This window comes from Flexivirga meconopsidis (genome assembly GCF_026162425.1).
Classification (GTDB): Bacteria; Actinomycetota; Actinomycetes; order Actinomycetales; family Dermatophilaceae; genus Flexivirga; species Flexivirga meconopsidis.
Genome location: NZ_JAOBQJ010000004.1, coordinates 291,197 through 317,027, shown reverse-complemented (window position 1 = coordinate 317,027; position 25,831 = coordinate 291,197). Strand labels below are relative to the sequence as shown.

Below are 25,831 nucleotides of genomic sequence, written 5' to 3'. Positions count from 1 at the left end.
GCTCGGAGCTAGGCGGTCCGGCGCACCCGGATGATCCGGCGGCGCAGCCATACCCGGCGCGCGCCTCCCAGATAGAGACGGGTCCGGGCCAGCTCCCAGTGGCCGTACTCCGCGTGATCGGCGAGTGCCTGGCGCACATCCGCGCGACTGGTTTCGCGCGGGAAGGTCAGCACCCGGAACTCGTACTCGGTCATCACGGCGCATTATTCATGACCCATCCGGCCGGCCGCGGAGCGACACCCGCGACACGTTCCACGGCGATGCTCTATCTCCCGCGCCGCTCATGCCGCTACGGTCGTGGCTATGACCGCTGATCCGCGTGCCGCGCTGACCGCCCTGGTGGGTGCTTTCGAACGTCATTTGGAGGCCGCCGCGTCCCGGCGTGGCGAGAACGACCCGACCGTGGTCGCGGCTTACCGGGACCTGGCGGACGCGTTCGAGAACTACGACGACGCTCTCATGGACACCTACGGCGAAGTCACCCCGCTCGAGGTCTACAGCGGTGATGAGGACGACTTCGAGGACGACGAGGACGACGACCTCGAGCCCGATCTGCTCGACGAGGACGACGACCTCGACGATGACGACGAAGCGGACGACGGTCGGTACGTTGGCCTGTCCGGCGACGACACCGACGACCTCGAATACGAGGACACCCGCAAATAACGACCGTGCGCTAAGGGGCCGAGACGTCGTCCAGCGCCTGCGCGATCTGCGCCGGCAGCTCGACGTCACCGGCCGCGAGCAGGGTGCGCAACTGCGACCGGTTGCGGGCACCGACGATCAGTGAGCTGATCCCCGGGCGCTGCCGGGCCCACGCCAGCGCGACCTGGCCGGCCGGCACGCCGAGGCCGTCGGCCGCGGTCGCCACCGCGTCCACGACCGCATCGCTGTTGCCGCCGAGCCGGCGCGCCGCCCACCCGGAGTGTTTGCCGGTGGCCGCACGCGAGTCGGCGGGTACGCCGCGGCGATACTTGCCGGTCAGCACCCCGCCGCCAAGCGGCGCCCAGGCGAGCAGACCGGCCCCGGCATACGACGCTGCGGGGAGCACCTCCCGCTCGGCGTAACGCTCGACGAGGCTGTACTCGATCTCATTCGCCACCAACGGGATTCGGGCATCGCGCAAAATGTCCGCAGCCGCGACCAGCTGCCAGCCGCCGTAGTTGGAAACCCCGACATACCGTGCCCGCCCCGACGTCACGGCGTATTCCAGCGCCGACATCGTCTCTTCGAGCGGCGTCTCACCGGACCAGGTGTGCGCCAGCCAGAGGTCGAGGTGGTCGGTGCGCAATCGGCGTAATGAGGCGTCCAGCTGATCGAGCAGCGTGCCGCGAGAGGTATCAACCACCCGCTCGCCGGTGGTGCGCGAAATGCCGGCCTTGCCGATCAGCACGCACTCCGCGCGAGCACCGCCGGTCAGCAACTCGCCGAGCAACTCCTCGGAGGCACCGTCGGCATACCCGTATGCCGTGTCGATCGTCGTACCGCCGGCATCCCGGAAGTCGCTGAGCGTCTCCTCCGCATGCTGTGGGTCGACCACCTCGCCCCAGCCCATGGTGCCGAGCGTCAGCGCGCTGACTCGAAGTCCCGATCTGCCCAGTGTTGACGAATGCACCCGGCAACCGTAGTGGTCGCGGTCACCCTGCACCGGTCGGCCGGGTAGCGTTTCGGATCATGAAGCTCGGCATCAACCTCGGCTACTGGGGGACCACCGGCACCGATGACCTCGCCGCGATGAAGGCGATCGCGACTGCCGCCGACGAATCCGGTTACGACGTGGCCTGGTTGGCCGAGGCCTACGGCTCGGACGTGCCCTCGCTCGCGGCATACCTCAGCGCGCACACGACCAAGCTGGGCTGGGGGTCGGCGGTCTTCCAGATCCCGGCCCGCACCCCGGCCATGACCGCGATGACCGCCGCGACGCTCGACAAGATCACCGGCGGGCGGTTCCGGCTCGGCCTGGGCGTCTCCGGGCCTCAGGTCAGCGAGGGCTGGCACGGTGTGCGCTTCGACGACCCGCTCGGCCGGACCAGGGAGTATGTCGACATCATCCGGCTCGCCTTCGACCGCAAGAACGTCGAATACCACGGCAAACACTTCGAATTGCCGCTGCCGGACGGCCCAGGAAAGTCGCTGCGGCTGCTCCTGCTGCCCGAGCGCGCGCAGGTGCCGATCTACCTGGCCGCCATCGGCCCGAAGAACCTGGAGCTCACCGGCGAGATCGCCGACGGCTGGCTCGGCATCTTCGTCAGTCCCGATCACCTGCCCGAGCAGCTTGCCCAGTTGCGCACCGGGCGGGCGAAGGCCGGTCATGAGGACGGCTCGCTCGACGGCTTCGACGTCGCCGCCAGCGCCGGGCTGAGCATCGCCGGCGACCTGGACACCGCCGCCGACCGGCTGCGCGCCAACGCCGCCCTCTACGTCGGTGGGATGGGCTCGCGGAAGAAGAACTTCTACAACGCGCTCGCCCGGCGGATGGGCTTCGAGCAGGCGGCACAGCAGGTGCAGGACCTCTACCTGGACCGCAAGCACCGGGACGCGGCGGCCGCGGTGCCGCGCGACTTCATCGACCAGACCGCGTTGATCGGCCCACGCGAGCACCTGGCCGACCGGCTGCACGCATATGCCGAGGCCGGCGTCACCACGCTGAACGTCTCGCCATACGGCGACACCCTGGAGGAGCGGATCGCTGCCGTCCGCACGCTCGCCGACATCGCGCGGGCCGAAGGGCTCGGCTGACCATGCCGACGGTCCTGCTCGTGCGGCACGGCCGCACCACCGCCAACAGCTCCGGTGTGCTCGCCGGCTGGACGCCCGGCATCGGCCTGGACGACACCGGACGACAACAGGTCGCACGGCTCGGCGCCAACCTGGCCGAGCTGCCCATCGCGCGGATCGTCAGCTCCCCGCTGCAGCGCTGTCAGGAGACCGCCGCCGCCATCCTCGCCGCGCGCAGTGGCGGCGAGGTGTTGACCGACGACCGCCTCGGCGAGTGCCGGTATGGCGGGTGGACCGGCGGCAAGATCAGCGAGCTCGCCAAGGATCCGCTGTGGCGGACCGTGCAGGATCATCCGTCCGCGGTGACCTTCCCGCCGTCGGACACCTTCGAGCACGAATCGCTGCGCGAGATGTCGGCTCGCGCGGTCGCCGCCGTGCGGGAGACCGACGCCGCCGTCCAGGCCGAACACGGCGAGCGTGCCCTGTGGGTCGCCGTGTCACACGGCGACGTGATCAAGGCCGTGCTCGCCGACGCGCTCGGGATGGGACTGGACGGTTTCCAGCGCATCGTCGCCGGCCCGGCTTCGGTCAGCGCCGTGCAGTACACCGCGCGCCGGCCGTTCGTGCTGCGCCTGAACGAGAGCCTGGGGCAGTTGCACGACCTGGTTGCCGCACCGCCGGCGAGTGGCGACGCGACCCCCGGTGGAGTCACCGGAACCGCCACCGAGGATTAGGCTCGACGCATGCCGACGATCGAATTCGACCACCCCGACCGGTTCGTCGCGGGCACCGTCGGCCCGCCCGGTGGCCGGACGTTCTTCCTGCAGGCCGTGCAGGGCCGCCGCGTGGTGTCGGTGTCCCTGGAGAAGGAGCAGGTCGCGGTCCTCGCCGAGCGGGTCAACGAGCTGCTCGACGAGCTCTCGGCCACTGACGACCTGCCCGCCGCGACCGAGGACAACGAACCGCTGACCACGCCGATCGAGGACGAGTTCCGGGTCAGCACGCTGAGCCTGGCCTGGGAGCCGGAGCGTCAGGTCCTGATCATCGAGGCGCACGATCGCGAGGTCGAACTCGAACCGACCGAGGACGGGCAGGACCTGCGCGAGATCGTCGGACCCGACGCTTCACTGATGCGGGTGTTGCTGGAGCCGGCCCAGGCGCGCGAATTCGCCCGGCGAGGCCTGGCGTCGGTCGCCGACGGCCGGCCCCCTTGTCCCTTCTGCGGTGGCCCGTTGGACCCGACCGGACACATCTGCCCGCGTGCCAACGGATACAAGCGCTGAGCGCGCCCGCCAGCTGCTCGAAAGCGGCGAGCTGGAGATCGAGGGACAGCTGACCGACGCCTCCAACGTGGCGCTGCGCGTCTGGGTGTCGTCGGATGAAGACCGAATCCCGGCGGTTTACAAGCCGATTCGCGGCGAACGGCCGCTCTGGGACTTCCCCGACGGGACGCTCGCGGGACGTGAGGTGGCGTCCTATCTCATCGCTGAAGCCGGTGGCTGGGACTGCATCCCGGTGACCGCACTGCGGCAGGACGGGCCGCTCGGTCCGGGGTCGGTGCAGCAGTGGGTCGGTCCCTTGGACGAGCGCGACGACCCCGACCTGCTCCGTATCGATGCGCCGATGGCCGTGCCCGACGGCTACCTGCCGGTGTTGGGCGTCCGCGACGAGGCCGACAGCCCGCTCGTCGTCTCGCACGCGGCCAGCGACGCGCTGCGCGCGGTCGCATTGCTCGACGTGGTGCTCAACAACGCCGACCGCAAGGGCAGCGCGCTGATCGTCGACGCCGGCCGGCTGTATGCCGTGGACCACGGCCTTACGCTCCACGTCGAGGACAAGTTGCGCACCGTGCTGTGGGGCTTCGCCGGGGACACCTTCGAGGCCGCGGACCTGGACCGGCTGAAGCGGTTGGCCGACGCCTTGAACGGAGCGTTCGGTGAGCGGCTGTGTGCCGTCATACAGCCGGATGAGGTGGCGGCGCTGCGGGCGAGGGTCGAATCCCTAATCCGCACAGGCAGATTCCCCGAGCCTCCCGAGCATCGGCATCCGCTGCCCTGGCCGTTGTGGTGACGCAATATCCTGGCGGGCGTGACGATTGCTTCCTGGCCCGCGCCGGATCTGCCTCAGTTGCAAGGGAACGGTGACGGCCTTGCCCTCTGGCGCCGGGGCGCGTCGACCCCCGTGCCGGTGCAGGTTGATGACGTCGCACGACTCTATGTGTGCGGGATCACTCCGTATGACGCCACGCACCTCGGTCATGCCGCAACCTACGTGACGTTCGACCTCGCGGCCCGAGTCTTGCGTGACGCCGGTCACGAAGTGCGCTACGTCCAGAACGTCACCGACATCGACGACCCGCTGCTGGAGCGCGCCGCCCGCGACGGCGTCGACTGGCGGGAGCTGGCGACCAGCGAGATCGAGCTCTTCCACGACGACATGACCGCGCTGCGGGTGCTGCCGCCGGATCACTACGTGAGCGTCGTGGAGACGATGGACAAGCACGTCGCCACGATCACCGGGCTCGCCGAGAAGGGTGTCACCTACACGGTGCCGACCCCGGAGGCACTGCACGCGGGAGCGGAGGACGTCTACCTGGACCTGTCGACCCAGCCGACGTTCGGCGAGGTCAGTGGCTGGGACCGCGGCGAGATGTTCGAGGTGTTCGCCGAGCGCGGGGGAGACCCGGACACGCCCGGCAAACGCGACCCGCTCGACCCGTTGCTCTGGCGCGTGGAGCGCGACGGCGAACCCGCCTGGGAGGGCGGCTCACTCGGCCGTGGGCGACCCGGCTGGCACGTGGAGTGCACCACGATCGCGCTCGACCATCTCGGGATGGGTTTCGAGCTGCAGGGCGGCGGCACCGACCTGATCTTCCCGCACCACGAGATGTCCGCGGTGCAGGCCGTCGCGCTCACCGACGACCCGCCGTTCGCGCGCAACTACGCCCACCAGGCGATGGTCGGCTATGACGGCGAGAAGATGAGCAAGTCCAAGGGCAACCTGGTGCGCGTCTCGCAACTGCGCAAAGAAGGCGTGGACCCGATGGTGATCCGGACGGTGCTGCTCGCCCAGCATTACCGCACCCCGTGGGAGTACACCCCGCAGCTGCTGGCCGAGGCGACGACGCGCTGGCAGACCTGGTGCGACGCGCTCAAGTCCCGCGGCGACGACGGTGCGGCGGAGTTGATCGCCGGCATCCGCGACGCGCTCTCGGACGATCTGGACAGCCCGCGTGCGGTAGCCCTCGTCGACGAGTGGGCGGCGCGCCCGGGCAACGGCGAGCCGAGTCCGCAGGTCGCCGACGCACTCGACGCGCTGCTGGGGTTGCGGGCCTGACGCGCGCTCTCGCGCGCATAAGTCGAAACGGTTGCGGTCTGCGCACGCCTGGGGCGCCGGGAGCGTGCATAACTCGAAACAGTTGCGGTCTGCGCACGCCTGGCGCGGCGGGAGCGTGCATAACTCGAAACAGTTGCGGTCTGCGCACGCCGGGGGCGCCGGGAGCGTGCATAACTCGAAACGGTTGCGGTCTGCGCGCGCCGGGGGCGGCGGGAGCGTGCATAACTCGAAACAGTTGCGGCCTACGCACCACCTGGGGCACCGGGAGCGTGCATAACTCGAAACAGTTGCGGCCTACGCACCACCTGGGGCACCGGGAGCGTGCATAACTCGAAACGGTTGCGGTCTGCGCGCGCCGGGGGCGGCGGGAGCGTGCATAAGTCGAAACGGTTGCGGTCTGCGCACGCCCGGGGGCGGCGGGAGCGTGCATAACTCGAAACAGTTGCGGCCTACGCACGCCTGGCCCGCCGGCGAGCGGCCGCCGCCCGGCCGCGCTCAGTCGTCGGTCTCGCGCCGGCGCAGGTACTTCTCGAATTCCCGGGCGATCGCGTCGCCGCTGGCCTCGGGGAGTTCGGTGGTGTCCTGTGCCTGCTCGAGCGAGTGCACGTAGTCGGCGACCTCGTCGTCGGATGCGGCGAGTTCGTCGACGCCGTGCTCCCAGGCCCGCGCCTGGTCCGGCAGGTCGGCGTGCCCGATCAGCGCGTCCAGCAGCTCCTCGAGCCGGGTCAGCAGCGCAAGCGTCGCCTTGGGAGAGGGGCTGCCCCCGGCGTAGTGCGGCACTGCCGCCCAGCACGACAGGGTCGGCAGCTCCGCCCGGTGTGCCGCGTCGGTGACGACGCCGACGATGCCGGTCGGTCCCTCGTAGCGACTCGGCTCCACGTCGTAGCGCTGCCGAGTCTCCTCGTCCTCGGAGGTGACCGTGACCGGGATCGGCCGGGTGTGCGGCACATCGGCGAGCAAGCCGCCGAGCGTGATGATCATCCCGATCTCGTACTCGGTCGCGAACTCGATGAGCTCGCGAGTGAACGACAGCCACTTCATCGACGGCTCGATGCCCTGCACGAGCAGCACGTCACGGTCGAGCGGAGTGTCCCGGGCCAGGAAGATCTTCGTGGTCGGCCAGGTGATCTCCCGGTTGCCGGCGTCGCCCGAGACCCGCGGACGGTTCACCTGGAAGTCGTAGTAGAGCTCAGGGTCCAACGCGGCGATCGGCGTGGCGTCCCAGGTCTCGATCAGGTGGGCGACGGTTGCCGAGGCGGTTTCGCCGGCGTCGTTCCAGCCCTCGAAGGCGGCGATCATGATCGGGTCGCGCAACATCGGCACGTCCTCGAACTCGATCACCTTCGCACGCTCCTTGTTCGCACCGACTGATCCCGACCAGCTTAGGGAATGCAGGCACCGCTCTGTGGCAGGTATGCCGCAGGTCGCGCGCCGGAGTCGACCCGCCACGTGCCGGAGCATCCGACCGGGTGGCTAAAATCGAGCCACTTGCGCCCACCCTCCCGAAGGGAACCCACAGTGAGCAGCCGCTCCGACCTTGCGCGCGCCAGTGCAGCGCAGCGCGACGAGTCCTTGATTCGTCCCGACCAGACCGACCAGCTGACCGCCGCCATGCAGCAGCGGGTGCTGTTGCTCGACGGCTCGATGGGTGTCTTCATCCAGCGTCACAAGCTGACCGAGGAGGAGTTCCGCGGGGAGCGGTTCGCCCACTGGGACCAGGACGTCAAGGGCAACAACGACCTGTTGTCGATCACCCGGCCGGAGCTGATCCGGTCGATCCACGACGACTACCTTGCCGGCGGCGCCGACATCATCGAGACCAACACCTTCAGCGCGCAGCGCATCTCGATGGCCGACTACGGCATGGAGGACTTGAGCTACGAGCTCAACCTGGAGTCGGCGAAGCTCGCGCGCGCGGCGTGCGACGCGGTCTCCACGCCGGAGCGTCCGCGCTATGTCGCCGGCGCGCTCGGCCCGACCAACCGCACCGCGTCGATCTCCCCGGACGTCAACGACCCGGGCGCGCGTAACACCTCCTTCGAGGAACTCGTGGACGCCTACCTCGAGCAGGCGGGCGGCCTGGTCGACGGCGGCGCCGACCTGCTGCTGATCGAGACGATCTTCGACACGCTCAACGCCAAGGCCGCGGTCTTCGCGCTCGAGACGCTCTTCGAGGAGCGGGGCCGTCGCTGGCCGGTCTTCATCTCCGGCACGATCACCGACGCGTCCGGCCGCACCCTGTCGGGTCAGGTCACCGAGGCGTTCTGGAACAGCGTGCGGCACGCCAAGCCGCTCGCCGTCGGCTTCAACTGTGCGCTCGGCGCTGCCGACATGCGTCCGTATGTCGCCGAATTGTCCCGGGTCGCAGACTGTTTCACCTTCTGCTACCCCAACGCCGGCCTGCCCAACGCCTTCGGTGAGTATGACGAGACGGCCGAGCAGATGGCGCAGATCGTCGCCGGATTCGCGGCCGACGGCCTGGTCAACGTGCTCGGCGGTTGCTGCGGCACCACCCCGGACCACATCGCCGCCATCGACGCGCGCGTGGGCGACACGACGCCCCGCGTGCGGCCGCAGGTCGCCCCGGGGCTGCGGCTGTCCGGTCTGGAGCCGCTGAACGTCACCCCGGACTCGCTCTTCGTCAACGTCGGCGAACGCACCAACATCACCGGCTCGGCGCGCTTCCGCAAGCTGATTAAGGAGGGTGACTACCCGACCGCCCTCAACGTCGCCCGCCAGCAGGTGGAGGCCGGCGCGCAGGTCATCGACGTCAACATGGACGAGGGGATGATCGACGGCATCGCGGCGATGGACCGCTTCTGCAAGCTGGTCGCCTCCGAGCCGGACATCTCACAGGTGCCGATGATGATCGACTCCTCCAAGTGGGAGGTCATCGAGGCCGGATTGCGTTGTGTGCAGGGCAAATCCATCGTCAACTCGATCTCCATGAAGGAGGGCGTCGACGCGTTCGTCGAGCGGGCGCGGCTGTGCCGCAAGTATGGCGCGGCGATCGTCGTCATGGCCTTCGACGAGGAGGGGCAGGCCGACACGCTGGAGCGCCGCAAGGAAATCTGCGGCACGGCATACAAGATCCTCACCGAGCAGGTCGGCTTCCCGGCCGAGGACATCATCTTCGACCCCAACATCTTCGCAGTCGCCACGGGCATCGAGGAGCACGCCAACTACGGCGTCGACTTCATCGAGGGCACCCGCTGGATCAAGGAAAACCTCCCGGGCGCCCTGGTGTCCGGCGGTGTCTCCAACGTGTCGTTCAGCTTCCGCGGCAACAACCCGGTGCGTGAGGCGATCCACGCGGTGTTCCTCTACCACGCGGTCCAGGCCGGGATGGACATGGGCATCGTCAACGCCGGCGCGCTGGTGGTCTACGACGAGATCGACCCGGAGCTGCGCGAGCGCATCGAGGACGTCATCCTCAACCGGCGTGCGGACGCGACCGAGCGGCTGCTCGAGATCGCCGAACAGCACAACAAGGCTGCCGACAAGGTCGACGACGGGTCCGCGACCGAGTGGCGCAATCAGCCTGTGCGCGAACGCATTACGCACGCCTTGGTCAAGGGCATCGACGAGTTCATCGTGGACGACACCGAGCAGATGCGGGTGGAGCTCGCCGAGGCGGGGGAGCGTCCGCTCGCAGTGATCGAGGGCCCGCTGATGGACGGCATGGGCGTGGTCGGTGACCTGTTCGGCGCCGGCAAGATGTTCCTGCCGCAGGTGGTCAAGTCGGCCCGAGTGATGAAAAAGGCTGTCGCACATCTAATTCCGTACATCGAGGCCGAGCGCAAGCCCGGCGACGCGGCACACTCCAACGGCAAGATCGTCATGGCCACGGTCAAGGGCGACGTGCACGACATCGGCAAGAACATCGTTGGTGTGGTGCTGCAGTGCAACAACTACGACGTCGTGGACCTCGGCGTGATGGTGCCCGGTCAGAAGATCATCGACGCGGCGAAGGCCGAAAACGCTGACATCATCGGCCTTTCCGGCCTCATCACGCCGTCGCTCGACGAGATGGTGGGCTTCGCCGAGGAGATGGAACGGCAGGGCTTCGACATCCCGCTGCTCATCGGCGGTGCGACCACTTCGCGGGCCCACACCGCGGTGAAGGTGACCCCGAAGTATCACGGCCCGGTCGTGTGGGTGAAGGACGCGTCCCGGTCGGTGCCGACCGCGGCCGCGCTGCTCTCCGACGCACGCCGGCCGAAGTTCATGGCCGAGGTGGACGCCGACTACGAGTCGATCCGCAAGCGGCATGCCGCGAAATCCAATGACCGGCCGCTGCTTTCGTATGACGACGCGATCGCGGCGCGCACGCCCATCGACTGGCAGGGCTACCAACCGCCGCGCCCGCGCTTCCTGCTGCAGCAGGCGAAGGACGTGTGCGAGGGGCCCGCGTGCGACCACCCGATGGGGCACGTCACGTCATACACGCGGACGTTCAAGGACTATCCGCTGGAGACGCTGCGCGAATACATCGACTGGCAGCCGTTCTTCAACGCCTGGGAGATGAAGGGCCGCTATCCCGACATCCTCAACAACCCGGCGAGCGGCGAGGCGGCTCGCAAGTTGTGGGACGACGCGCAGGCGATGCTCGACAAGGTGATCGACGAGCATTGGCTGTCTGCGAACGGCGTCGTCGGCTTCTTCCCGGCTGCGTCGGTCGGCGACGACATCGAGGTCTACACCGACGAGACCCGCTCGAAGGTGCGCACCGTGCTGCACCACCTGCGGCAGCAGGGGCAGCACCGCGAGGGTGTGCCCAACCGCTCACTGGCCGACTTCGTCGCGCCGAAGGACAGCGGATTGCGCGACTACATCGGCGGATTCGCGGTCACCGCGGGTCTCGGCGCGCAGGACCACATCAAGCGCTTCAAGGACGAGCTGGACGACTACAGCGCGATCCTGCTGGAGTCGCTGGCCGATCGTCTCGCCGAGGCGTTCGCCGAGCGGATGCACGCCGTGGTGCGCCACGAGCTGTGGGGCTACGCACCCGACGAGCACCTCGACAATGAGGAGCTGATCGCCGAGAAGTACCGCGGCATCCGACCGGCACCGGGCTACCCGGCCTGCCCGGACCACACCGAGAAGGTGACGCTCTTCGACCTGCTCGACGCCACCCAACAGACCGGCATCGAGCTCACCGAGTCGATGGCGATGTGGCCGGGAGCGGCGGTCAGCGGCTGGTACTTCTCGCATCCGCAGTCGCAGTACTTCGTGGTCGGCCGGCTCGGACCGGACCAGGTGCAGGCGTACGCCGACCGCAAGGGCTGGGACCTCAAGACCACCGAGCGCTGGCTGGCGCCGAACCTCGGCTACGAACCGGAGGACTGAGCTATCGGTAACCACCTTCCCGCAGCCGTGCTGTGGGACATGGACGGCACTCTCGTCGACACCGAGCCGCTGTGGATTGCGGCGGAGAAGGGTCTGGTCGCGTCATACGGCGGCACCTGGGACGACGACATGGCCCACCAGCTCGTCGGCAACCCGTTGCTGGTCTCCGCGCAGATCATCCGCGACAACAGCCCGGTGACACTGGCACCGGAGCAGATCGTGGACTACCTGCTGGAGCGGGTCATCGCGCAGATGCGCCAGCACCTGCCGTGGCGACCCGGCGCGGAGCAGTTGCTGAAAGCCTGTGTGGCAGAAGGCATCCCGAACGCCCTGGTGACGATGTCCTACCGGTCGTTCGCCGACGTCCTCATCGACGCGCTGCCGACCGGCACCTTCTCCGCGGTCGTGACCGGTGATCGCGTCACGCACGGCAAACCCGACCCCGAGGCTTACTCCACCGCGGTTGCCGAGCTCGGGGTCAGAGCCGCGGACTGTGTCGCGATCGAGGACTCGATCCCTGGAGTGCATGCCGCGGTGGCCGCCGGTGTGCCGACGATCGCGGTGCCGCACATCGTGCGGGTGCCACCGGTCGAGGGCGCGGTGCAGGTCGACTCGCTGGAGGGACTGACCCCGGTAGATCTGGTCCGCGTCACCGGCATCTAGTCGAAGCGCACGCGACCGAGCCGACCGAGTCTGGTCGGACATCGGCCCTGGTTCGCAGATCTGGTTCGCAGATCTGGTTCGCGGATCTCCTGACGCGACCAGGCCTGCCGGAGCAGGGCCGGTGCACCCCCGGTGCACCGGCCCTCCTACTCCGTTGCCGGACTACTCGCTCATCCGACGTCGCAGGACACCGACGCCTGCGACCACGACACCGAAGGCGACGAAGCCGAGACCGATGACGCCGGCGTCGTTACCGCCGCCCTGCGGGCCATCGGTGATGATCGGCGGGCCGGTTGTCGGCTCGGTGGGACCGGTCGGCGGGGCCGTCGGCGGTGATGTTGGCGATGTCGGGCTCGTGGGTGACGTCGGGTTGGTTGGTGACGTCGGCGATGTCGGGCTCGTCGGCGATGTCGGGTTGGTCGGTGACGTCGGGCTGGTTGGATTGGTTGGCGACGTCGGGCTCGTCGGTGACGTCGGGCTGGTGGGCGGCGTCTCGTCGCAGGCCACCTTGAAGACCTTGCTCTTGGCCTTCTCCACTTCCTTGGTGCCGAACTTGCCGTAGATCGTCACCTTGTACTGACCGTCCGGGATCGTGACGCCATCGGTCTCGCCGTTCGGGTCGGCGTTGAGATAGAACGACTCCGAGTAGCCGTCGGCGCCGGCCCGTGGCATCTGGATGGTCAGCACCGGGTCGTTGCCCGGCTGGGTGGTGAAGACCGCCTTGAAGCCTTCCTGGCTCGGGTCCTGGTTGAAATACTCGAGATTGAACTTGCAGATCTTCGGGTCGTTGCTCTCGGTGTGATCCGGTGTGTCGAGTTCGTGGATCTTGACGGTCGCATTGTTCCCGGGCGGCGCGGCCGCGGCCGAGCCCGCGGTGCCGATCACAATGGCCGTTCCGGCCGCGAAAAATGCTGCCCCCGCACCCACCAAGAGGTTGTTGCGGTTCCTGACATGGCTGTCCATAGCCGATTCCTCTTCCCCACGTCACCTGCAGAAGACAGGCGACTCCCGAGGGTCAGATTGCCAGAATCAATACGACTGTAAGGGCGACTTCTGGGGAATTGGGAAAGGTCGGACTAATACCCATCGGTAGCGGTCATCCGGATTTTCCGTGGTGTTAGTCCTTTATGGTGAACGGCCGGCCGAAGGACCGGTCAGTTGTCGTCGCCGTCCGCGGGCGAGGTCCCGCCGGCCCGCACCGGGTCCAGCGCCAGCTGGACCGCGTGCTCCGGCAACGGCGGCGGGGTACCCCCGAACTCGGGGCACCGGGACTGGTGGTCGCACCAGTCGCACAGCCGACTGCGTCGCGGACGCCAGTCGCCGGTGGTCGCGGCGCGCTCGATGGCCGCCCACAGCGCCTTGACCTTGCGCTCGGTCGCCAACAGGTCCGACTCGTCAGGCTCGTAGCGGACCAACTCGCCGTTGCCGAGGTAAACCAGTTGCAGCATGCGGGGGAGGACGCCGCGACTGCGCCAGAGCACGAGGGCGTAGAACTTCATCTGGAACAGCGCCTTGGCCTCGAACAGCTCCGAGGGAGACCGGCCGGTCTTGTAGTCGACGACGCGCAGCAGCTGTCCAGGAGCCTCGTCGAGCCGGTCGACATAGCCTCGCAAGGTCAGTCCGTCGATCTCGGCCTCGACGTAGAGCTCGCGCTCGGCCGGCTCCAGGCGGGTCGGGTCCTCCAGGGTGAACCACCGCCGCAGCAGGGCGGTCGCCTCGGCGAACCACGTGGCGCGTTCCTCCGGGTCGTCGCCGAGCAGCTCGGCGAGGACCGGCTCGCGCTCCAGCATCCGCTGCCACTGCGGACCGAGCAGCTCGGTGGCCGCCTCGATCGTCCGCTCGGCGGGCGGGGCGTCGAAGATCCGCTCGAGCACGGCGTGCACCAGCGTGCCTCTGGCGGCGGCCGCCGACGGCTCCTCAGGGATCCGGTCGACCACCCGGAAGCGATAGAGCAGCGGACACTGCATGAAGTCGCCGGCCCGGCTGGGGGAGAGGGCCGCCCGCAGTTGACGTGGCTCGACGTCGTGCTCCGGCACGGCGTGCTGGTCCTGCGCGGCCTCCGTCATACCGGCAAACGTAACCCGGCCCACCGACAGGGCCGACGCATTGCTGGCTGATCTCGATACGCGGCTCGTTCCTCGCCGCTACTCGATCAGCACAACCCGCGCTCGTTCCTCGCCGCTACTCGATCAATGGTGGCCGGTGCCCTCTCGTTAGGCTGATCCAATGAATTCAGGTGGCGCCCCGGGCTGGCTGTTCGGGACGCTGCGCGGCACCCCGATCTACATCGGTCGCACCTGGCCGATCATCGGGCTGGTCATCGTGATCACCTTCGGCCCGCAGATCCGCAACAGCTATCCCGATCTCGGCGCACAGGCGTACTTCGTGGCCCTGCTCTACGCGCTGCTCCTGCTGCTGTCGGTGCTCGCCCACGAGGCGGCGCATGCGCTGGTCGGGCAATGGCGCGGCTACCGGGTCCGGCAGATCGTCGCCGACCTGTGGGGCGGGCACACGGCATACGACACCGACGACACCTCGCCGCTGTCGAGCGCACTGGTCGCCGTCGTCGGCCCGCTCGCGAACGGCGTTCTGGCGCTTGTCGGTTGGGGTCTGCTCGGCGTGGTCGACGGTGACGTGCCGCGGCTGCTGCTCTACGCATTCGTCATCTCCAACACGTTCGTGGCGATCTTCAACCTGCTGCCGGGTATGCCGCTGGACGGCGGTTTCCTGGTCGACGCCCTGGTATGGCGGATCACCGGCTCACGGTCCGCGGGCATGCTGGTGGCCGGCTGGTGCGGACGGGTCGTCGCGGCGCTCGTCGTGCTCTGGGCCATCGCCTGGCCGCTGCTGCGCGGCAACGAACCCGACACCTTCTACGTGCTGTGGTCGGTGCTGATCGCCGGCTTCCTCTGGATGGGCGCCAGCAACGCGATCGCCCGTGGTCACTCGAGCCGCCTGTTCGCCCGCGTGCGGGTCCGGGACGTGCTGCGCCCGGTCGCGGTCGTGCCCGACCAGGTGCAACTCGCCCAGTTGCCGCCCGGGGTCGACCTTGCCGTCATCGATGCTCGGGGCGCGGCATGGGGCTTCATCCCGGCAACCCAGGTCGCGCAGGCGCCGGCGGCCACTGCGGCCGCCATCACCGCCCAGTCGCTCGCGCAGGTGCAACCTGCCGGCTGGGTGGCGCAGGTCGACTCACCCGATGCGGATGTCACCGAGCTGGTGCGCGCGGCACAGCAAGCGGCCCCCGGCATACAGGAATTGCTCGTGGTGGCCGACGGTCGTCCGATCGGCCTGGTGTCGATCGAGCAGCTCGGCAACGCGCTCGGCGCGGCCGAGAAGCGCAAGTCGGCGCAGGCGTAGTGCGCCGTTAGACTCGCCCCTCGTGACTTCTTCGCCCGAGCCCACCGGCGCCTCCGCCCGACGCGGACCGTTCATCGCCGGTGAACGCGTCCAGCTGACCGACGCCAAGGGGCGGATGCACACGCTGACCCTCGAGCCGGGCAAGCAATTCCACACCCATCGCGGGCATCTGGTGCACGACGACCTGATCGGGCTGCCCGACGGCAGCACGATTACGAACACGGCCGGCACCGAATACCTCGCGATGCGACCGTTGCTGTCGGACTACGTGATGTCGATGCCGCGTGGCGCGGCGGTGGTTTACCCGAAGGATTCCGGCCAGATCGTCGCGATGGCCGACATCTTCCCCGGCGCCCGGGTGGTCGAGGCCGGGGTCGGCTCGGGTGCGTTGTCGATGTCGCTGCTGCGCGCGGTCGGTGACCAGGGCAGCCTGCACTCGATCGAGCGCCGCGCCGACTTCGCCGAGATCGCGCAGGGCAACGTCCGGGCCTTTTTCGCCGGCGATCACCCGGCATGGCAGGTGAGCGTCGGTGACTTCGCCGACGTGCTCCCGACGGTGGCCGACCCCGGCTCGATCGACCGGGTGGTGCTCGACATGCTCGCGCCGTGGGAGTGCCTCGACGCCGCTGCCGACGCGCTCGCGCCCGGCGGCGTCCTCATCGCGTATGTCGCCACCGCCACGCAGTTGTCACGGGTCGCCGAGGCGATGCGCGCCCACGGCGGCTACACCGAGCCGCAGGCATGGGAGTCGATCGTGCGCGGGTGGCACCTGGAAGGACTGGCCGTCCGCCCCCAGCACCGGATGCACGGACACACCGGCTTCCTGATCTCCACCCGCCGGCTCGCGCCGGGTGTCACGCCGCCGCTGCGCAAGCGCCGGCCGGCCAAGGGCGCGTATGGCGAGGACGGCACGTCGCATGGTGAGACGGACGGTGTCGATGTGAGCAACACCACAGGGGAGTGGACCGCCGAAGATCTGGGCGAACGCCCGGTGTCCGAGCGCAAGATTCGCAAATTGCGCCGTTCGGCGAGCGAGCCGCCGCCCGAGTGAACAGGTTGCCGAGTTAGGGTCGGGTGGCATCACTCGCAAGCACCTTGAGCAAGGTGCTCCCGCGCGAAGGAGGCCGACGTGAACGACCAGCCACAGCAGCCCGGCACGCCCGACGAAGGCGCCGAGAGCCTGCAGCGTGAGGTGCAGGGCCTGCGCGACCGGCTCGGTGGCTCCGGCCCGGGCCGCGGCACGCCGCGCGACCTGCAGGACCAGGTTCGCCAGTTGCAGGCGTCGGTCGGCACACTCTCTGCCCAGAATGAACGCCTCGTGCGCACGCTCAAGGAAGCGCGCGAACAGATCGTGAACTTGAAGGGTGAGGTCGACCGCCTCGCCCAGCCGCCTGCGTCATACGGGATCGTCATCGAGACGTATGACGACGCGACCGCCGACATCCTCTCCAGTGGTCGCAAGATGCGGGTCGCGGTCAGCCCCTCGATCGAGGCCGACGAGATGCAGCCCGGCCGCGAGGTCATGCTCAACGAGGCGCTCAACGTCGTCGCGGCAGTCGGCTTCGAACAGGTCGGCGAGCTGGTCCAGGCCAAGGAGTTGCTCGGCACCGACCGGGTGCTGGTGGTCGCGCACGCCGACGAGGAGCGGGTCTGCCGGCTCGCCGCGTCGCTGGAGGGCGAGACCATCCGCGCCGGCGACTCGTTGTTGCTCGACACCCGCAGTGGTTTCGTCTTCGAGCGCATCCCGAAGGCCGAGGTCGCCGACCTCGTGCTGGAGGAGGTGCCCAACATCCACTACGAGGACATCGGTGGTCTCGCCGGCCAGATCGAGCAGATCCGGGACGCGGTCGAGCTGCCCTACCTGCACGCCGACCTGTTCCGCGAGCACGCGTTGCGGCCGCCGAAGGGTGTGCTGCTCTACGGGCCTCCCGGGTGCGGAAAGACGTTGATCGCCAAGGCGGTTGCCGCCAACCTGGCGCGCAAGGTTGCCGAGAAGACCGGACGCGGGGAGACCGCCTACTTCCTCAACATCAAGGGCCCGGAGCTGCTCAACAAGTATGTCGGGGAGACCGAGCGGCACATCCGGCTGATCTTCCAGCGGGCCCGGGAGAAGTCGTCCGAGGGCACGCCGGTGGTGGTGTTCTTCGACGAGATGGAGTCGCTCTTCCGCACTCGCGGCTCGGGCGTCTCCTCCGACGTGGAGACCACGATCGTGCCGCAGCTGCTGGCCGAGATCGACGGTGTCGAGCGGCTGGAGAACGTCATCGTGATCGGCGCCTCCAACCGTGAGGACATGATCGACCCGGCGATCCTGCGGCCCGGCCGGCTCGACGTGAAGATCAAGATCGAGCGCCCGGACGCCGAGAGCGCGCGCGACATCTTCTCCAAGTACCTCGTGCCGACCCTGCCGCTGCACGCCGACGACGTCGCGGAGAACAACGGCTCGCTCGACGACACGGTCGCCGCGATGATCCAGGCGACGGTCGAGCGGATGTACACCGAGATCGACGAGAACAAGTTCCTGGAGGTCACCTACGCCAGCGGTGACAAGGAGGTCCTCTACTTCAAGGACTTCAACTCCGGGGCGATGATCCAGAACATCGTCGACCGGGCCAAGAAGATGGCGATCAAGGAGCAGCTGACCACCGGGCAGAAGGGCATCCGGGTCGAGCACCTGCTGCGGTCGTGCGTGGACGAGTTCAAGGAGAACGAAGACCTGCCCAACACCACCAACCCCGACGACTGGGCGCGCATCTCCGGCAAGAAGGGCGAGCGGATCGTCTACATCCGCACGCTCATCGACGGCAAGGACGGCGCCGAGCCGGGCCGGTCGATCGACTCGATCAAGGGCACCGGGCAATACCTGTGATCCGCCCGTAATCGCCTGTCGTTCGGGCAGTTTCGCGCCGGAGCCGGCGGACCACCGTGGTCTGCCGGCTCCGGCGTTTCTGCTGCGTGGAAGGCGTGACCGCCCGACGTCACTTGACGTTGACGGCGCTCCAGGCCTTGCCGACCGCGGTGTATTGCGCGGAGGTCGCGCCATACAGGTCCTTGGCGGCGTTGAGGGTGGCGGTGCGGGCACCGGCGTAGTTGGTGCTGCTGGTCATGTAGACCGTCAGCGCGCGGTACCAGATCTGCTGCGCGTCGGCCCGGCCAATACCGGTGACGCTGCTGCCGTCACAGGTCGGGGAGTTGTGCGCGACACCGTTGATCGTCTTGGCACCCGACCCCTCGGCCAGCAGGTAGTAGAAGTGGTTACCGACACCGGAGGAGTAGTGCACGTTGAGGTTGCCGACACCCGAGCTCCAGCAACCCACGCTCTTGCCATCCGCGGCCGGGTTGTCCATTCGCCGCAGGCCCTGACCGGTCTTGTCGAACATCTCCCCGATCAGGTAGTCGCCGGTGTCCTTGGCATTGGCCGAGAAGAACTCCACCATCGTGCCGAAGATGTCACTGGTCGACTCGTTCAACCCGCCGGACTCCCCGCTGTAGGTCAGGTTCGCCGAGTTCTCCGTCACCCCGTGACTCATCTCGTGGCCGGCCACATCGAGGGAGGTCAGCGGCCCGTAGTTGGCGCCGTCCCCGTCGCCATACGTCATCTTCGTGCCGTCCCAGAACGCATTCACATAGTTCTGCCCGTAGTGCACCCGGTTGAACGAACCCTTGCCGGTGTTGAAGATGCCGTTCCGGCCGAAGTTGGTCTTGTAGTAATCCCACGTCTCGTCCGTGCCGAACTGCGCGTCCACACCCGCAGACTCCCGACTCGACGTGCTGCCATTGCCGAAACTCGTGTCCGGACCTGCGAAGACCGGACCCGAGGCACAGAAGATGCCGATCAGCGGACACACAACGGCCAGGTCCGTGCCGTTGCGGACGTCGATCGTGTAGGTGTTGCCGCGGGTCGGGTCCTTCATCAGGTAGTTGGCACCACTCTGCGTCAGCTGGAGCGGGACCGTCCCGCCATACAACGAATTGCCTTGCCCGCCAACGGTCATGATGCGCTCCTCGGAGCGGATCTGCTTGCCGCTCTTGGCATCGGTGTAGACCAGCTTCCGGCTTGGCGTCCCATCGGTCTGCACACCGGTGACCGTCTGCTGCCAGGCGAGACGCGGCTTCGCAGTCGCGTCCACCACCAGAGTCGCTTTGCTCGCCGAACGTGATTGCGCCGGAGCGGATTTCGCTGCTTTCACATCGAGCGAGAGCGGCTTGTCGAGGGTGCGCGAGAGCGACACCTTCCCGCTCTTGGTGCGGTGGATCACCGTGTCACCACCAATCACCGGCAGGCCCTTGTAGGTCTGGGCCACTCGCACGTGAGTGGTGCCCGTGCTGTCGAGCAGCGCCGACTTCTTGGTCAGCTTCTGGTCCGCCGACAGGCCATACCGACCACGATTGGAGGTCACCGCGCCGACCGCGCCGTCGGTCTGGGCAGCGTCGAGACGCACGGCGGTGGTCGACCGGACCCGACCTGAGTCGGCAGCTGGTGCGGCGAACGCGCCGGTGCCGGTCGCGGTGGCGACGGCCACGGTCGCGCCGGTGAAGGCAAGCAGGAGAGAGGCGTGACGGGCTTTTCTCATGACAGGGATTCCCTTCGTATGCCCCGGGTTGGGCGGTCGTCAGCGTAGCTGTCCACGTGTCAAGGTGGGGCAAACAACGGAGCACGCATTCGCCGCCGGTTGACCTTCGACTTGGCTGAAGCTGCAAGCTGACGTCGTGCACGATCAACAACCCCTGCTGACCATCAGCTCGTTCGCGCGGCTGGTCGGGCTGACCCCGAGCGCGCTGCGGTTCTACGACGACTGCGGGCTGCTGCGGCCGGACCAGGTCGACGACGCCTCCGGCTACCGCTATTACACGGCGGCGCAGGAGCGACGCGGCATTGCCATCAGCCGCTTGCGCTCGATCGGCTTGCCGTTGCAGGACATTCGGCTGGTGCTCGACGGGGACCCGGACCAGGCACGCGCCGTCCTGCGGTCGTATGCCGAGGAGACCGCCGGACGGGCTCGGCGCGCACGGGAGACGACCGACGACGTCATCGCATCGCTGCGCGCCGCGGGGGAGACCGACCGGGAGCCGACGACGGCGACCATGCCGGGCCCGGAGCTGGCCAGCGCGATCCGGCAGGTGTCGCCGGCCGCGGCCGCCGTGCCGGACATTCCTGCGCTGCAGGGTGTGCTCCTCGAGCTCACCGCCGACGGGCTCACGGTGGTCGCCACCGACCGCTACTGGATGGCGGTGCGGAGTCTCCCGCTGCACGAGGTGAGCGGGCCGGACCGCGCCCTGGTCGTGCCGTCCGCGTCGCTGCCGGAGCTGTCGTCGTGGGCGAGTCGTCGTGACCGTGTGCGGCTGCGAGCGACCGACCACGAGGCCGCCCTCGAATCGACGGATGTCCGCCTTGCCGTGCCGACCATCGAGGCCGAATACCCTTCCTATCAGGCGATTCTCGCCGGTCTGCCCGCGACGGCGGCACGGGTCACCGTCGATCGGCAGCACTTGCTCGACGAAATCGACCGCACCGGCCGCGAAGGCGGTGACGACGTCCTCGTGCTCACCACCGGTGCCGAGCATCTGGACCTGCGCCTCGACGGCGACCGGCACGGCGTGCGGCTGCCCGCGGTGTGCACCGGCGCTGCGCTGACCGCTGCCTTCCGCCCGGGCCTGCTCGCCCAGGCCGTGCGCACCAGCATCGGACCGGAGGTGCTGCTCGAACTCGCCGACGACCCCTCACGTCCCGCCGTGGTGCGGTCGGCCGATCAGGGCACGTTCACCACGGTGGTGATGCCGGTCCGCCGGGAGCGGCCGTGAAGGTCGGCACCCGGCGCGCGAGGGCGGAGGAGGAGGGGGCTGCAACCGGCGCTGCGCGGGTGCGCGATCCGCTGCCTGCGCCATACCTGATCTGGGTGGGTGCGGCGGCGATCAGCACGCTCGGCACCGGCGTCCTGGAGTTCGGGATCGTCTGGTATGCAACGGGATTGTCCACCAATCTCGCCGGAGTGGTCACGACCGTGGTCGTCGCTCCGCGCATCGCGCTGTTGCTGGTTGGCGGGCTGACCGCCGACCGACTCGGCATCCGGAGGGTGCTGGTGGCCGGCGACCTGGCGATGCTGGTGATGTGCGTGGCGCTGGCGGTCTGGACCTCGCTCGACGGCGTGCAGGCCGCCCTCCTGGTGGCCGTGTCGGTCCTGGCCGGGGTGGTCGATGCCTTCTACCTGCCCGTCACCGGAGTACTGCCACGTCTCTTCGTCGACGGAGCGGGACTGCCGCGTGCGTTGGCGGTGAACAGCACGTTCGCACAATTGGCGCGTCTTGCCGGCCCGGCGCTCGGCGCGGTTGTGGTGGTCGCACTCGGGCTGACCGGCGCAGCAGTCATCGACGCGGTGAGCTTCACGATCGTCCTCACCGCGCTCGTCATGATCCGCCCACCGCTGCGTGCTGCTTCGGCGACCCCGGAGCGTGTCGCCCTCCGGCGAACCATGCGGGACGTGTGGGACGACCAAACGCTGCGGCGCACTCTGGTGGCCACCGCCGTCATCGCCGCAGTCGTGCTTCCGGCGGTGACACTCGGCACACCGTTGCTGGCTCCTGAAAACTCTTGGGGCGCAACGGTGTCGGGCCTGCTCGAAGCCGGATGGATCGTCGGTGGTCTGCCCGTCACCGCGGTCATTGCGCGGTGGGGCGTCTGGCGGCGTCAGCTGCTGGCGGTCACCGCCGGCCTGCTCGCCCAAGCAGTGGGACTGACCGGCCTGGGACTTGCCACGAGCCCGTGGGCCGCAGGCATCGGCGCGGTGCTGCTCGGCGTCGGCGTGGCTGTGTGCACCGGCCATCTCTGGCCGGCCTATCTGGCAGCCACGCCGCCGGGGCAACTCGCCCGATACCAGGCGATTCTCGTGCTCGCCCAGATGCTCCCGCTGGTGGTCACGACGTTCGTCTTCGCGTCATCGGTTGAATCCGTAGGTGCACCAACGGCGTTCATCGGCGCAGGAGTGGTCCTGCTGGTCACCGCCATCTGGTGGCTCGCCAAATCCGGGATGCGTCCGGTGGGGTGGACCCGGCATACTGGCCTGAGGTGCGCCAAGAGAGCGGCGCGCGATCGAGTTGGTTGAAGGAGCGAGCAGATGCGCGGCTGGACCGCAGGGGGCGAGGTGGCCACGTCGGCCTGCTCAGCCGCCCCGTGCGCGCATCTCCTTTGCGGCTGAGTGCCGCCTTCTTCTCAGACTCGATCGAAAGCAGTGACCCTTGAAACCCTTGACCGAAAACGAAATCCGCGCGTCCTTCGTCAACGCCTCCAAGCGAGAGGCGCGTGAAGCGGCCGTGCCCGACCTGTCCGCCGTGCCCTGGGACGACCTGGACTTCCTCGGCTGGCGGGACACCAAACGGGAGCGGGACGCCTACGTGGTTGTCGACCTCGGCGACGACGTCGTCGGCCTGCGCCTCACAACTGCGGCCCCGAAAGGGCCGCGCCGGAAGGCGGTCTGTGCCTGGTGCCAGGACGTGGTCGTCGAGGACGACGTGAGCCTCTACGTCGCCCGCCGCACCGGCGCGGCCGGCAAGCGTGGCAACACCATCGGCACGATGATCTGCTCTGACTTCGGCTGCTCGGCCAACGTCCGGCGGCAGCCAGCGCTGACCGAGGTCGTCAGCGACAACGACGCCGATCGCGAGTGGTTCGTGCAGCAACGTGTCGCCGGCCTGCAGGAGCGCGCGGCGCGGTTCGCCCGCTCGGTGCTGCGCGGGGAGTAGCCCCTAGCCGACGACGTGCTCGCGCAGGAAGTCGTTGAGGAACTTCCCGTCCGGGTCGAACTCGCGGCGCACCCGCTCGAAGTCGTCCAGCTTCGGGTAGGTGCCCGTGAGCCGGCCCGGTCGCACGAAGACCTTGCCCCAGTGCGGCCTCGGGTCGTATGGCGCGAGCGCTTGCTCGACGACCGCGACCGCCTCGTGGACGGCCTCGGCGTCCGGCCGCCAGGTGAAGTGGAAGGCGATCGAGTCACGGCCGAAGGCAGGACTCAACCACTGGGATTCGGCTGCCACGGTGCGGATCTCGGCGACCAGCAGCGCGGGTGCGACGGCGTCGCCCACGGCGAGCAGCGCCTCGATCGCGGCGGCGCCGTCCGCGCGTGGCAGGAAGAACTCCGACTGGATCTCCGCGCCCGCGCTCGGGGTGAAGCCCAGGCGGAAGTGCGGCAGCCGGTCGGCCCACACTCCGGGCCGGCCGCCCTGCTCGGTGACCGCGTCGGGTGTCGCGCCGGACGCCTGCAGCGGGTGCAACGTCTGCGAGGTCCATTGCGCACCGGGCACATCCGGCCGGTCGACGGCCGCGGGCAGCCGTGACTTTAGGACGAGGTGGTCGGGCCCGTCGCCGATCCATCGGCCGAACACGCTCACGCTGTAGGCAGCTTCGAGCACCTCGTCGAGGCGTCCGGTCAGATCGCCCCACGACAACCCGGTGAAGGCGTCCTGGCGCATCTCGAACGACGGCTCGACGCGCAGTCGCAGTCTCGTCACGATGCCGAGCGCGCCGAGCGAGACCACGAGCGCAGGGAAGACCGGGTCGGTGCGGTCATACCAGCGCAACTGCCCGTCGGCGGTCAGCAGTTCGATCGCGTCGACCGCCTCGGCGAGTCCGGGTTGACGGGCACCGGAGCCGTGGGTGCCGGTCGCGACGCTGCCTGCCACCGTGATGTGCGGCAGCGACGCCAGGTTGGCCAAGGCGAGGTCCGCGTCGGCCAGGTGCGGCACGAGTGCGCCGTAGGTCATGGCTCCGCTGACCTCGACCGTCGTGCGGTCGGGGGAGACCACCGGGGATGCGATGAGCTCGGAAAGTTCCAGCTGCCAGCCGTTTTCGCTGTCCGCGACCCCGTTGAAGCTGTGGCCGGAGCCGGCGACCTTCACCGCGGGAGCGTCGGCAACCGCCTGCCGTAGCTCGTCGATCGACGCCGGCTGCAGTCTCTTGGCGGCGCGGTACTCGTACGTCCCTGACCAGTTGCTCATGGTTTCGCCTTTCGCTGCCAGAACGACGCAATCGCTCGCCAGCCGAGCAGGAAGACCCCGAGGAAGATCGTCGCGACCACGACGAACGAGAACGCGACACCTCGGCCGGTCAGCTGACGGAGCAGCATGCCGCCCGCGACCGCGCAGATCCACACCGGAAGGGAGTGACGCACCAGGATCGGGGCCACCCGCCATACGACGACGGAGACCGCCCAGCCCAGGGCCGCTCCGGCCAGGAACGGCCAGGCCGTGCCGAGCGCGTCGACCACGGGGTTGGACTCGTGGTGCGAGGCTCGGCCGATCGCGGCGAAGACCAGGATCACCGCGATGTCGAGCACGGCGGCCGGCAGCGCTCGCCTCATGACGGCTCACCCGGGAAGCGGACGCCGAGTTGGGCGCGCACCTCGTCCATGAGCTGCATGATCCGCAGCGTCTCGTCCCAGGGCATGAGCGGCGACTCGGTCTCGCCAGCGGTGGTCCGGCGCGCGACCTCGGCCGCTTCGAAGTGCAGCCCGTGCTCGGTGGAGTCCGGCTGGTAGGTGTCGAGCACCGCGTCGCCGTGGGCGACCAGCCGTACCGGGCCGGGCTGGTAGAACCACCCGTCGAGCTCCAGGCGAGCCGAATCTCCGGCGATGACAGCAGTGTTCGCGGTCTGCCCGGTCATCGTCGACACGCAGGACGCAAGCGCGCCGCCCCCGGTCAGGGCGACCACCTCGCTCGCGTCGACACCCTCTGGAGTGAGCACGCCGGTGGCGGTGACCGACAGCTCACCCGGCATCAGCATCGCGGCGAGCGAGATCGGGTAGATGCCGAGGTCGAGCAGTGCACCTCCGGCGAGCGCCGGATCGGTGAGCCGCTGCGGACCGTTCGGGTAGAGCAGCTGCCCGTGGTCGGCGACGATCGTCTGCAGCGTGCCGATCAGGCCCTCGGCGACCGCCTGCCGCACCACGTCGTAGCGCGGCAGGAAGCGCGACCACATCGCCTCCATGCAGAACAGGTTGCGCGATCGCGCCTCATCGATCACCTCACGTGCCTCGGCCGCGTTGCGGGCGAACGCCTTCTCGACCAGCACCGGCTTGCCCGCGCGAAGGGCGGACAAGGCGAGGTCATGGTGCCCTGAGTGCGGGGAGGCGACGTAGACGACGTCGACCTCGGGGTCGGCGACCAGCTCGTCATACGAGCCGTATGCCGTGAATCCCCCGAAACGAGAGGCGAATTCGCGAGCCCGCTTCAGACTGCGCGAGCCGCACGCGACCACCTGCTGTCGGGTGCCGGCCTGCAGCGCGGCAACGAACGTCGAGGCGATCCCGCCCGGCGCGAGCACGCCCCATCGCAGCGGGGGAGCGTCCATCGGGTCGGGGGTCGTCGGTGAGGGAAGCCGGACCATGCCGCTCATCCTCGCAAACCCGTCGTAGGGTCG

At 68.8% G+C, this 25,831-nt stretch carries 23 protein-coding genes; 14 read left to right on the top strand and 9 right to left on the bottom strand.

Going from position 1 to position 25,831, the window contains the following annotated elements:
- Positions 1–8: 8 nt before the first annotated feature.
- Positions 9–194: a DUF5703 family protein gene (locus tag N2M23_RS15035; RefSeq protein ID WP_265446555.1), complete on the bottom strand. Its 186-nt coding sequence runs from the start codon at positions 192–194 to the stop codon at positions 9–11.
- A 109-nt stretch (positions 195–303) separates the two neighbouring features.
- Between N2M23_RS15035 and N2M23_RS15030 the strand changes: the two genes are divergently transcribed.
- The gene (locus N2M23_RS15030; RefSeq protein WP_265446553.1) at positions 304–666 is read left to right on the top strand and encodes a hypothetical protein; all 363 of its coding nucleotides are present in this window, start codon (positions 304–306) and stop codon (positions 664–666) included.
- Between the two features lie 10 nt (positions 667–676).
- On the opposite strand, the gene N2M23_RS15025 is transcribed toward N2M23_RS15030, so the two are convergent.
- On the bottom strand, positions 677–1,615 hold the full coding sequence (locus N2M23_RS15025; protein WP_265446552.1) for an aldo/keto reductase: 939 nt from the start codon (positions 1,613–1,615) through the stop codon (positions 677–679).
- Between the two features lie 59 nt (positions 1,616–1,674).
- On the opposite strand from N2M23_RS15025, the gene N2M23_RS15020 reads away from it, so the two are divergent.
- Genes N2M23_RS15020 through mshC form a run of 5 tightly spaced genes read left to right on the top strand, consistent with a single transcriptional unit; the run spans position 1,675 to position 6,054 of the window.
- Positions 1,675–2,739, top strand: coding sequence for an LLM class F420-dependent oxidoreductase (locus N2M23_RS15020; RefSeq protein ID WP_265446550.1), 1,065 nt, complete (start codon positions 1,675–1,677; stop codon positions 2,737–2,739).
- Between the two features lie 2 nt (positions 2,740–2,741).
- Positions 2,742–3,452 carry an MSMEG_4193 family putative phosphomutase gene (locus N2M23_RS15015; RefSeq protein WP_265446548.1) on the top strand — a complete coding sequence of 237 codons (711 nt, stop codon included), beginning with the start codon at positions 2,742–2,744 and terminating at the stop codon, positions 3,450–3,452.
- A 9-nt stretch (positions 3,453–3,461) separates the two neighbouring features.
- Positions 3,462–4,001: a DUF3090 domain-containing protein gene (locus tag N2M23_RS15010; RefSeq protein WP_265446546.1), complete on the top strand. Its 540-nt coding sequence runs from the start codon at positions 3,462–3,464 to the stop codon at positions 3,999–4,001.
- The gene (locus N2M23_RS15005; RefSeq protein WP_265446545.1) at positions 3,979–4,788 is read left to right on the top strand and encodes an SCO1664 family protein; all 810 of its coding nucleotides are present in this window, start codon (positions 3,979–3,981) and stop codon (positions 4,786–4,788) included. Before N2M23_RS15010 ends, N2M23_RS15005 begins: the two co-directional genes overlap by 23 nt.
- Positions 4,789–4,812: 24 nt before the next feature.
- Positions 4,813–6,054 (top strand): cysteine--1-D-myo-inosityl 2-amino-2-deoxy-alpha-D-glucopyranoside ligase, encoded by a 1,242-nt coding sequence (gene mshC / locus N2M23_RS15000; protein ID WP_265446985.1) that lies wholly within the window; start codon positions 4,813–4,815, stop codon positions 6,052–6,054.
- A 495-nt stretch (positions 6,055–6,549) separates the two neighbouring features.
- On the opposite strand, the gene N2M23_RS14995 is transcribed toward mshC, so the two are convergent.
- The gene (locus N2M23_RS14995) at positions 6,550–7,395 is read right to left on the bottom strand and encodes a PAC2 family protein (protein ID WP_265446544.1); all 846 of its coding nucleotides are present in this window, start codon (positions 7,393–7,395) and stop codon (positions 6,550–6,552) included.
- A gap of 177 nt (positions 7,396–7,572) precedes the next feature.
- Here N2M23_RS14995 and metH point away from each other — a divergent pair, with 177 nt between their 5' ends.
- On the top strand, positions 7,573–11,403 hold the full coding sequence (metH, locus tag N2M23_RS14990) for a methionine synthase (RefSeq protein WP_425270245.1): 3,831 nt from the start codon (positions 7,573–7,575) through the stop codon (positions 11,401–11,403).
- Positions 11,404–11,430: 27 nt separating this feature from the next.
- Positions 11,431–12,066: an HAD family hydrolase gene (locus N2M23_RS14985; RefSeq protein ID WP_341870605.1), complete on the top strand. Its 636-nt coding sequence runs from the start codon at positions 11,431–11,433 to the stop codon at positions 12,064–12,066.
- 162 nt (positions 12,067–12,228) lie between these two features.
- Here N2M23_RS14985 and N2M23_RS14980 read toward each other — a convergent pair whose 3' ends face one another.
- A complete protein-coding gene (locus tag N2M23_RS14980) occupies positions 12,229–13,029 on the bottom strand; it encodes a hypothetical protein (RefSeq protein ID WP_265446543.1) in 801 nt (266 codons plus the stop codon).
- A gap of 191 nt (positions 13,030–13,220) precedes the next feature.
- Positions 13,221–14,132 (bottom strand): RecB family exonuclease, encoded by a 912-nt coding sequence (locus N2M23_RS14975; RefSeq protein WP_265446542.1) that lies wholly within the window; start codon positions 14,130–14,132, stop codon positions 13,221–13,223.
- A gap of 160 nt (positions 14,133–14,292) precedes the next feature.
- Here N2M23_RS14975 and N2M23_RS14970 point away from each other — a divergent pair, with 160 nt between their 5' ends.
- The 3 genes from N2M23_RS14970 (at position 14,293) to arc (ending at position 18,295) form a co-directional block, all read left to right on the top strand.
- Positions 14,293–15,426: a site-2 protease family protein gene (locus tag N2M23_RS14970; protein WP_265446540.1), complete on the top strand. Its 1,134-nt coding sequence runs from the start codon at positions 14,293–14,295 to the stop codon at positions 15,424–15,426.
- Between the two features lie 22 nt (positions 15,427–15,448).
- Positions 15,449–16,477 carry a tRNA (adenine-N1)-methyltransferase gene (locus N2M23_RS14965; RefSeq protein ID WP_265446538.1) on the top strand — a complete coding sequence of 343 codons (1,029 nt, stop codon included), beginning with the start codon at positions 15,449–15,451 and terminating at the stop codon, positions 16,475–16,477.
- A 78-nt stretch (positions 16,478–16,555) separates the two neighbouring features.
- Positions 16,556–18,295 carry a proteasome ATPase gene (gene arc / locus N2M23_RS14960; protein ID WP_425270244.1) on the top strand — a complete coding sequence of 580 codons (1,740 nt, stop codon included), beginning with the start codon at positions 16,556–16,558 and terminating at the stop codon, positions 18,293–18,295.
- A 109-nt stretch (positions 18,296–18,404) separates the two neighbouring features.
- On the opposite strand, the gene N2M23_RS14955 is transcribed toward arc, so the two are convergent.
- Positions 18,405–20,000: a M4 family metallopeptidase gene (locus tag N2M23_RS14955; RefSeq protein WP_265446537.1), complete on the bottom strand. Its 1,596-nt coding sequence runs from the start codon at positions 19,998–20,000 to the stop codon at positions 18,405–18,407.
- 136 nt (positions 20,001–20,136) lie between these two features.
- On the opposite strand from N2M23_RS14955, the gene N2M23_RS14950 reads away from it, so the two are divergent.
- The 3 genes from N2M23_RS14950 (at position 20,137) to N2M23_RS14940 (ending at position 23,163) form a co-directional block, all read left to right on the top strand.
- A complete protein-coding gene (locus tag N2M23_RS14950; protein ID WP_265446535.1) occupies positions 20,137–21,228 on the top strand; it encodes a DNA polymerase III subunit beta family protein in 1,092 nt (363 codons plus the stop codon).
- Entirely contained in the window at positions 21,225–22,526 is a 1,302-nt protein-coding gene (locus tag N2M23_RS14945) for an MFS transporter (protein ID WP_265446534.1), read from the top strand. The genes N2M23_RS14950 and N2M23_RS14945 overlap by 4 nt, the downstream gene beginning before the upstream one ends.
- Positions 22,527–22,668: 142 nt before the next feature.
- Entirely contained in the window at positions 22,669–23,163 is a 495-nt protein-coding gene (locus tag N2M23_RS14940; protein ID WP_341870604.1) for an FBP domain-containing protein, read from the top strand.
- 3 nt (positions 23,164–23,166) lie between these two features.
- On the opposite strand, the gene N2M23_RS14935 is transcribed toward N2M23_RS14940, so the two are convergent.
- The 3 genes from N2M23_RS14935 to N2M23_RS14925 are packed head-to-tail and all read right to left on the bottom strand — an operon-like array spanning position 23,167 to position 25,798.
- Positions 23,167–24,411, bottom strand: coding sequence for a D-arabinono-1,4-lactone oxidase (locus N2M23_RS14935; protein ID WP_265446531.1), 1,245 nt, complete (start codon positions 24,409–24,411; stop codon positions 23,167–23,169).
- A complete protein-coding gene (locus N2M23_RS14930; RefSeq protein ID WP_265446530.1) occupies positions 24,408–24,773 on the bottom strand; it encodes a DUF3054 domain-containing protein in 366 nt (121 codons plus the stop codon). Before N2M23_RS14930 ends, N2M23_RS14935 begins: the two co-directional genes overlap by 4 nt.
- Positions 24,770–25,798 (bottom strand): Gfo/Idh/MocA family protein, encoded by a 1,029-nt coding sequence (locus N2M23_RS14925; protein WP_265446529.1) that lies wholly within the window; start codon positions 25,796–25,798, stop codon positions 24,770–24,772. Before N2M23_RS14925 ends, N2M23_RS14930 begins: the two co-directional genes overlap by 4 nt.
- Between the last annotated feature and the right edge of the window lie 33 nt (positions 25,799–25,831).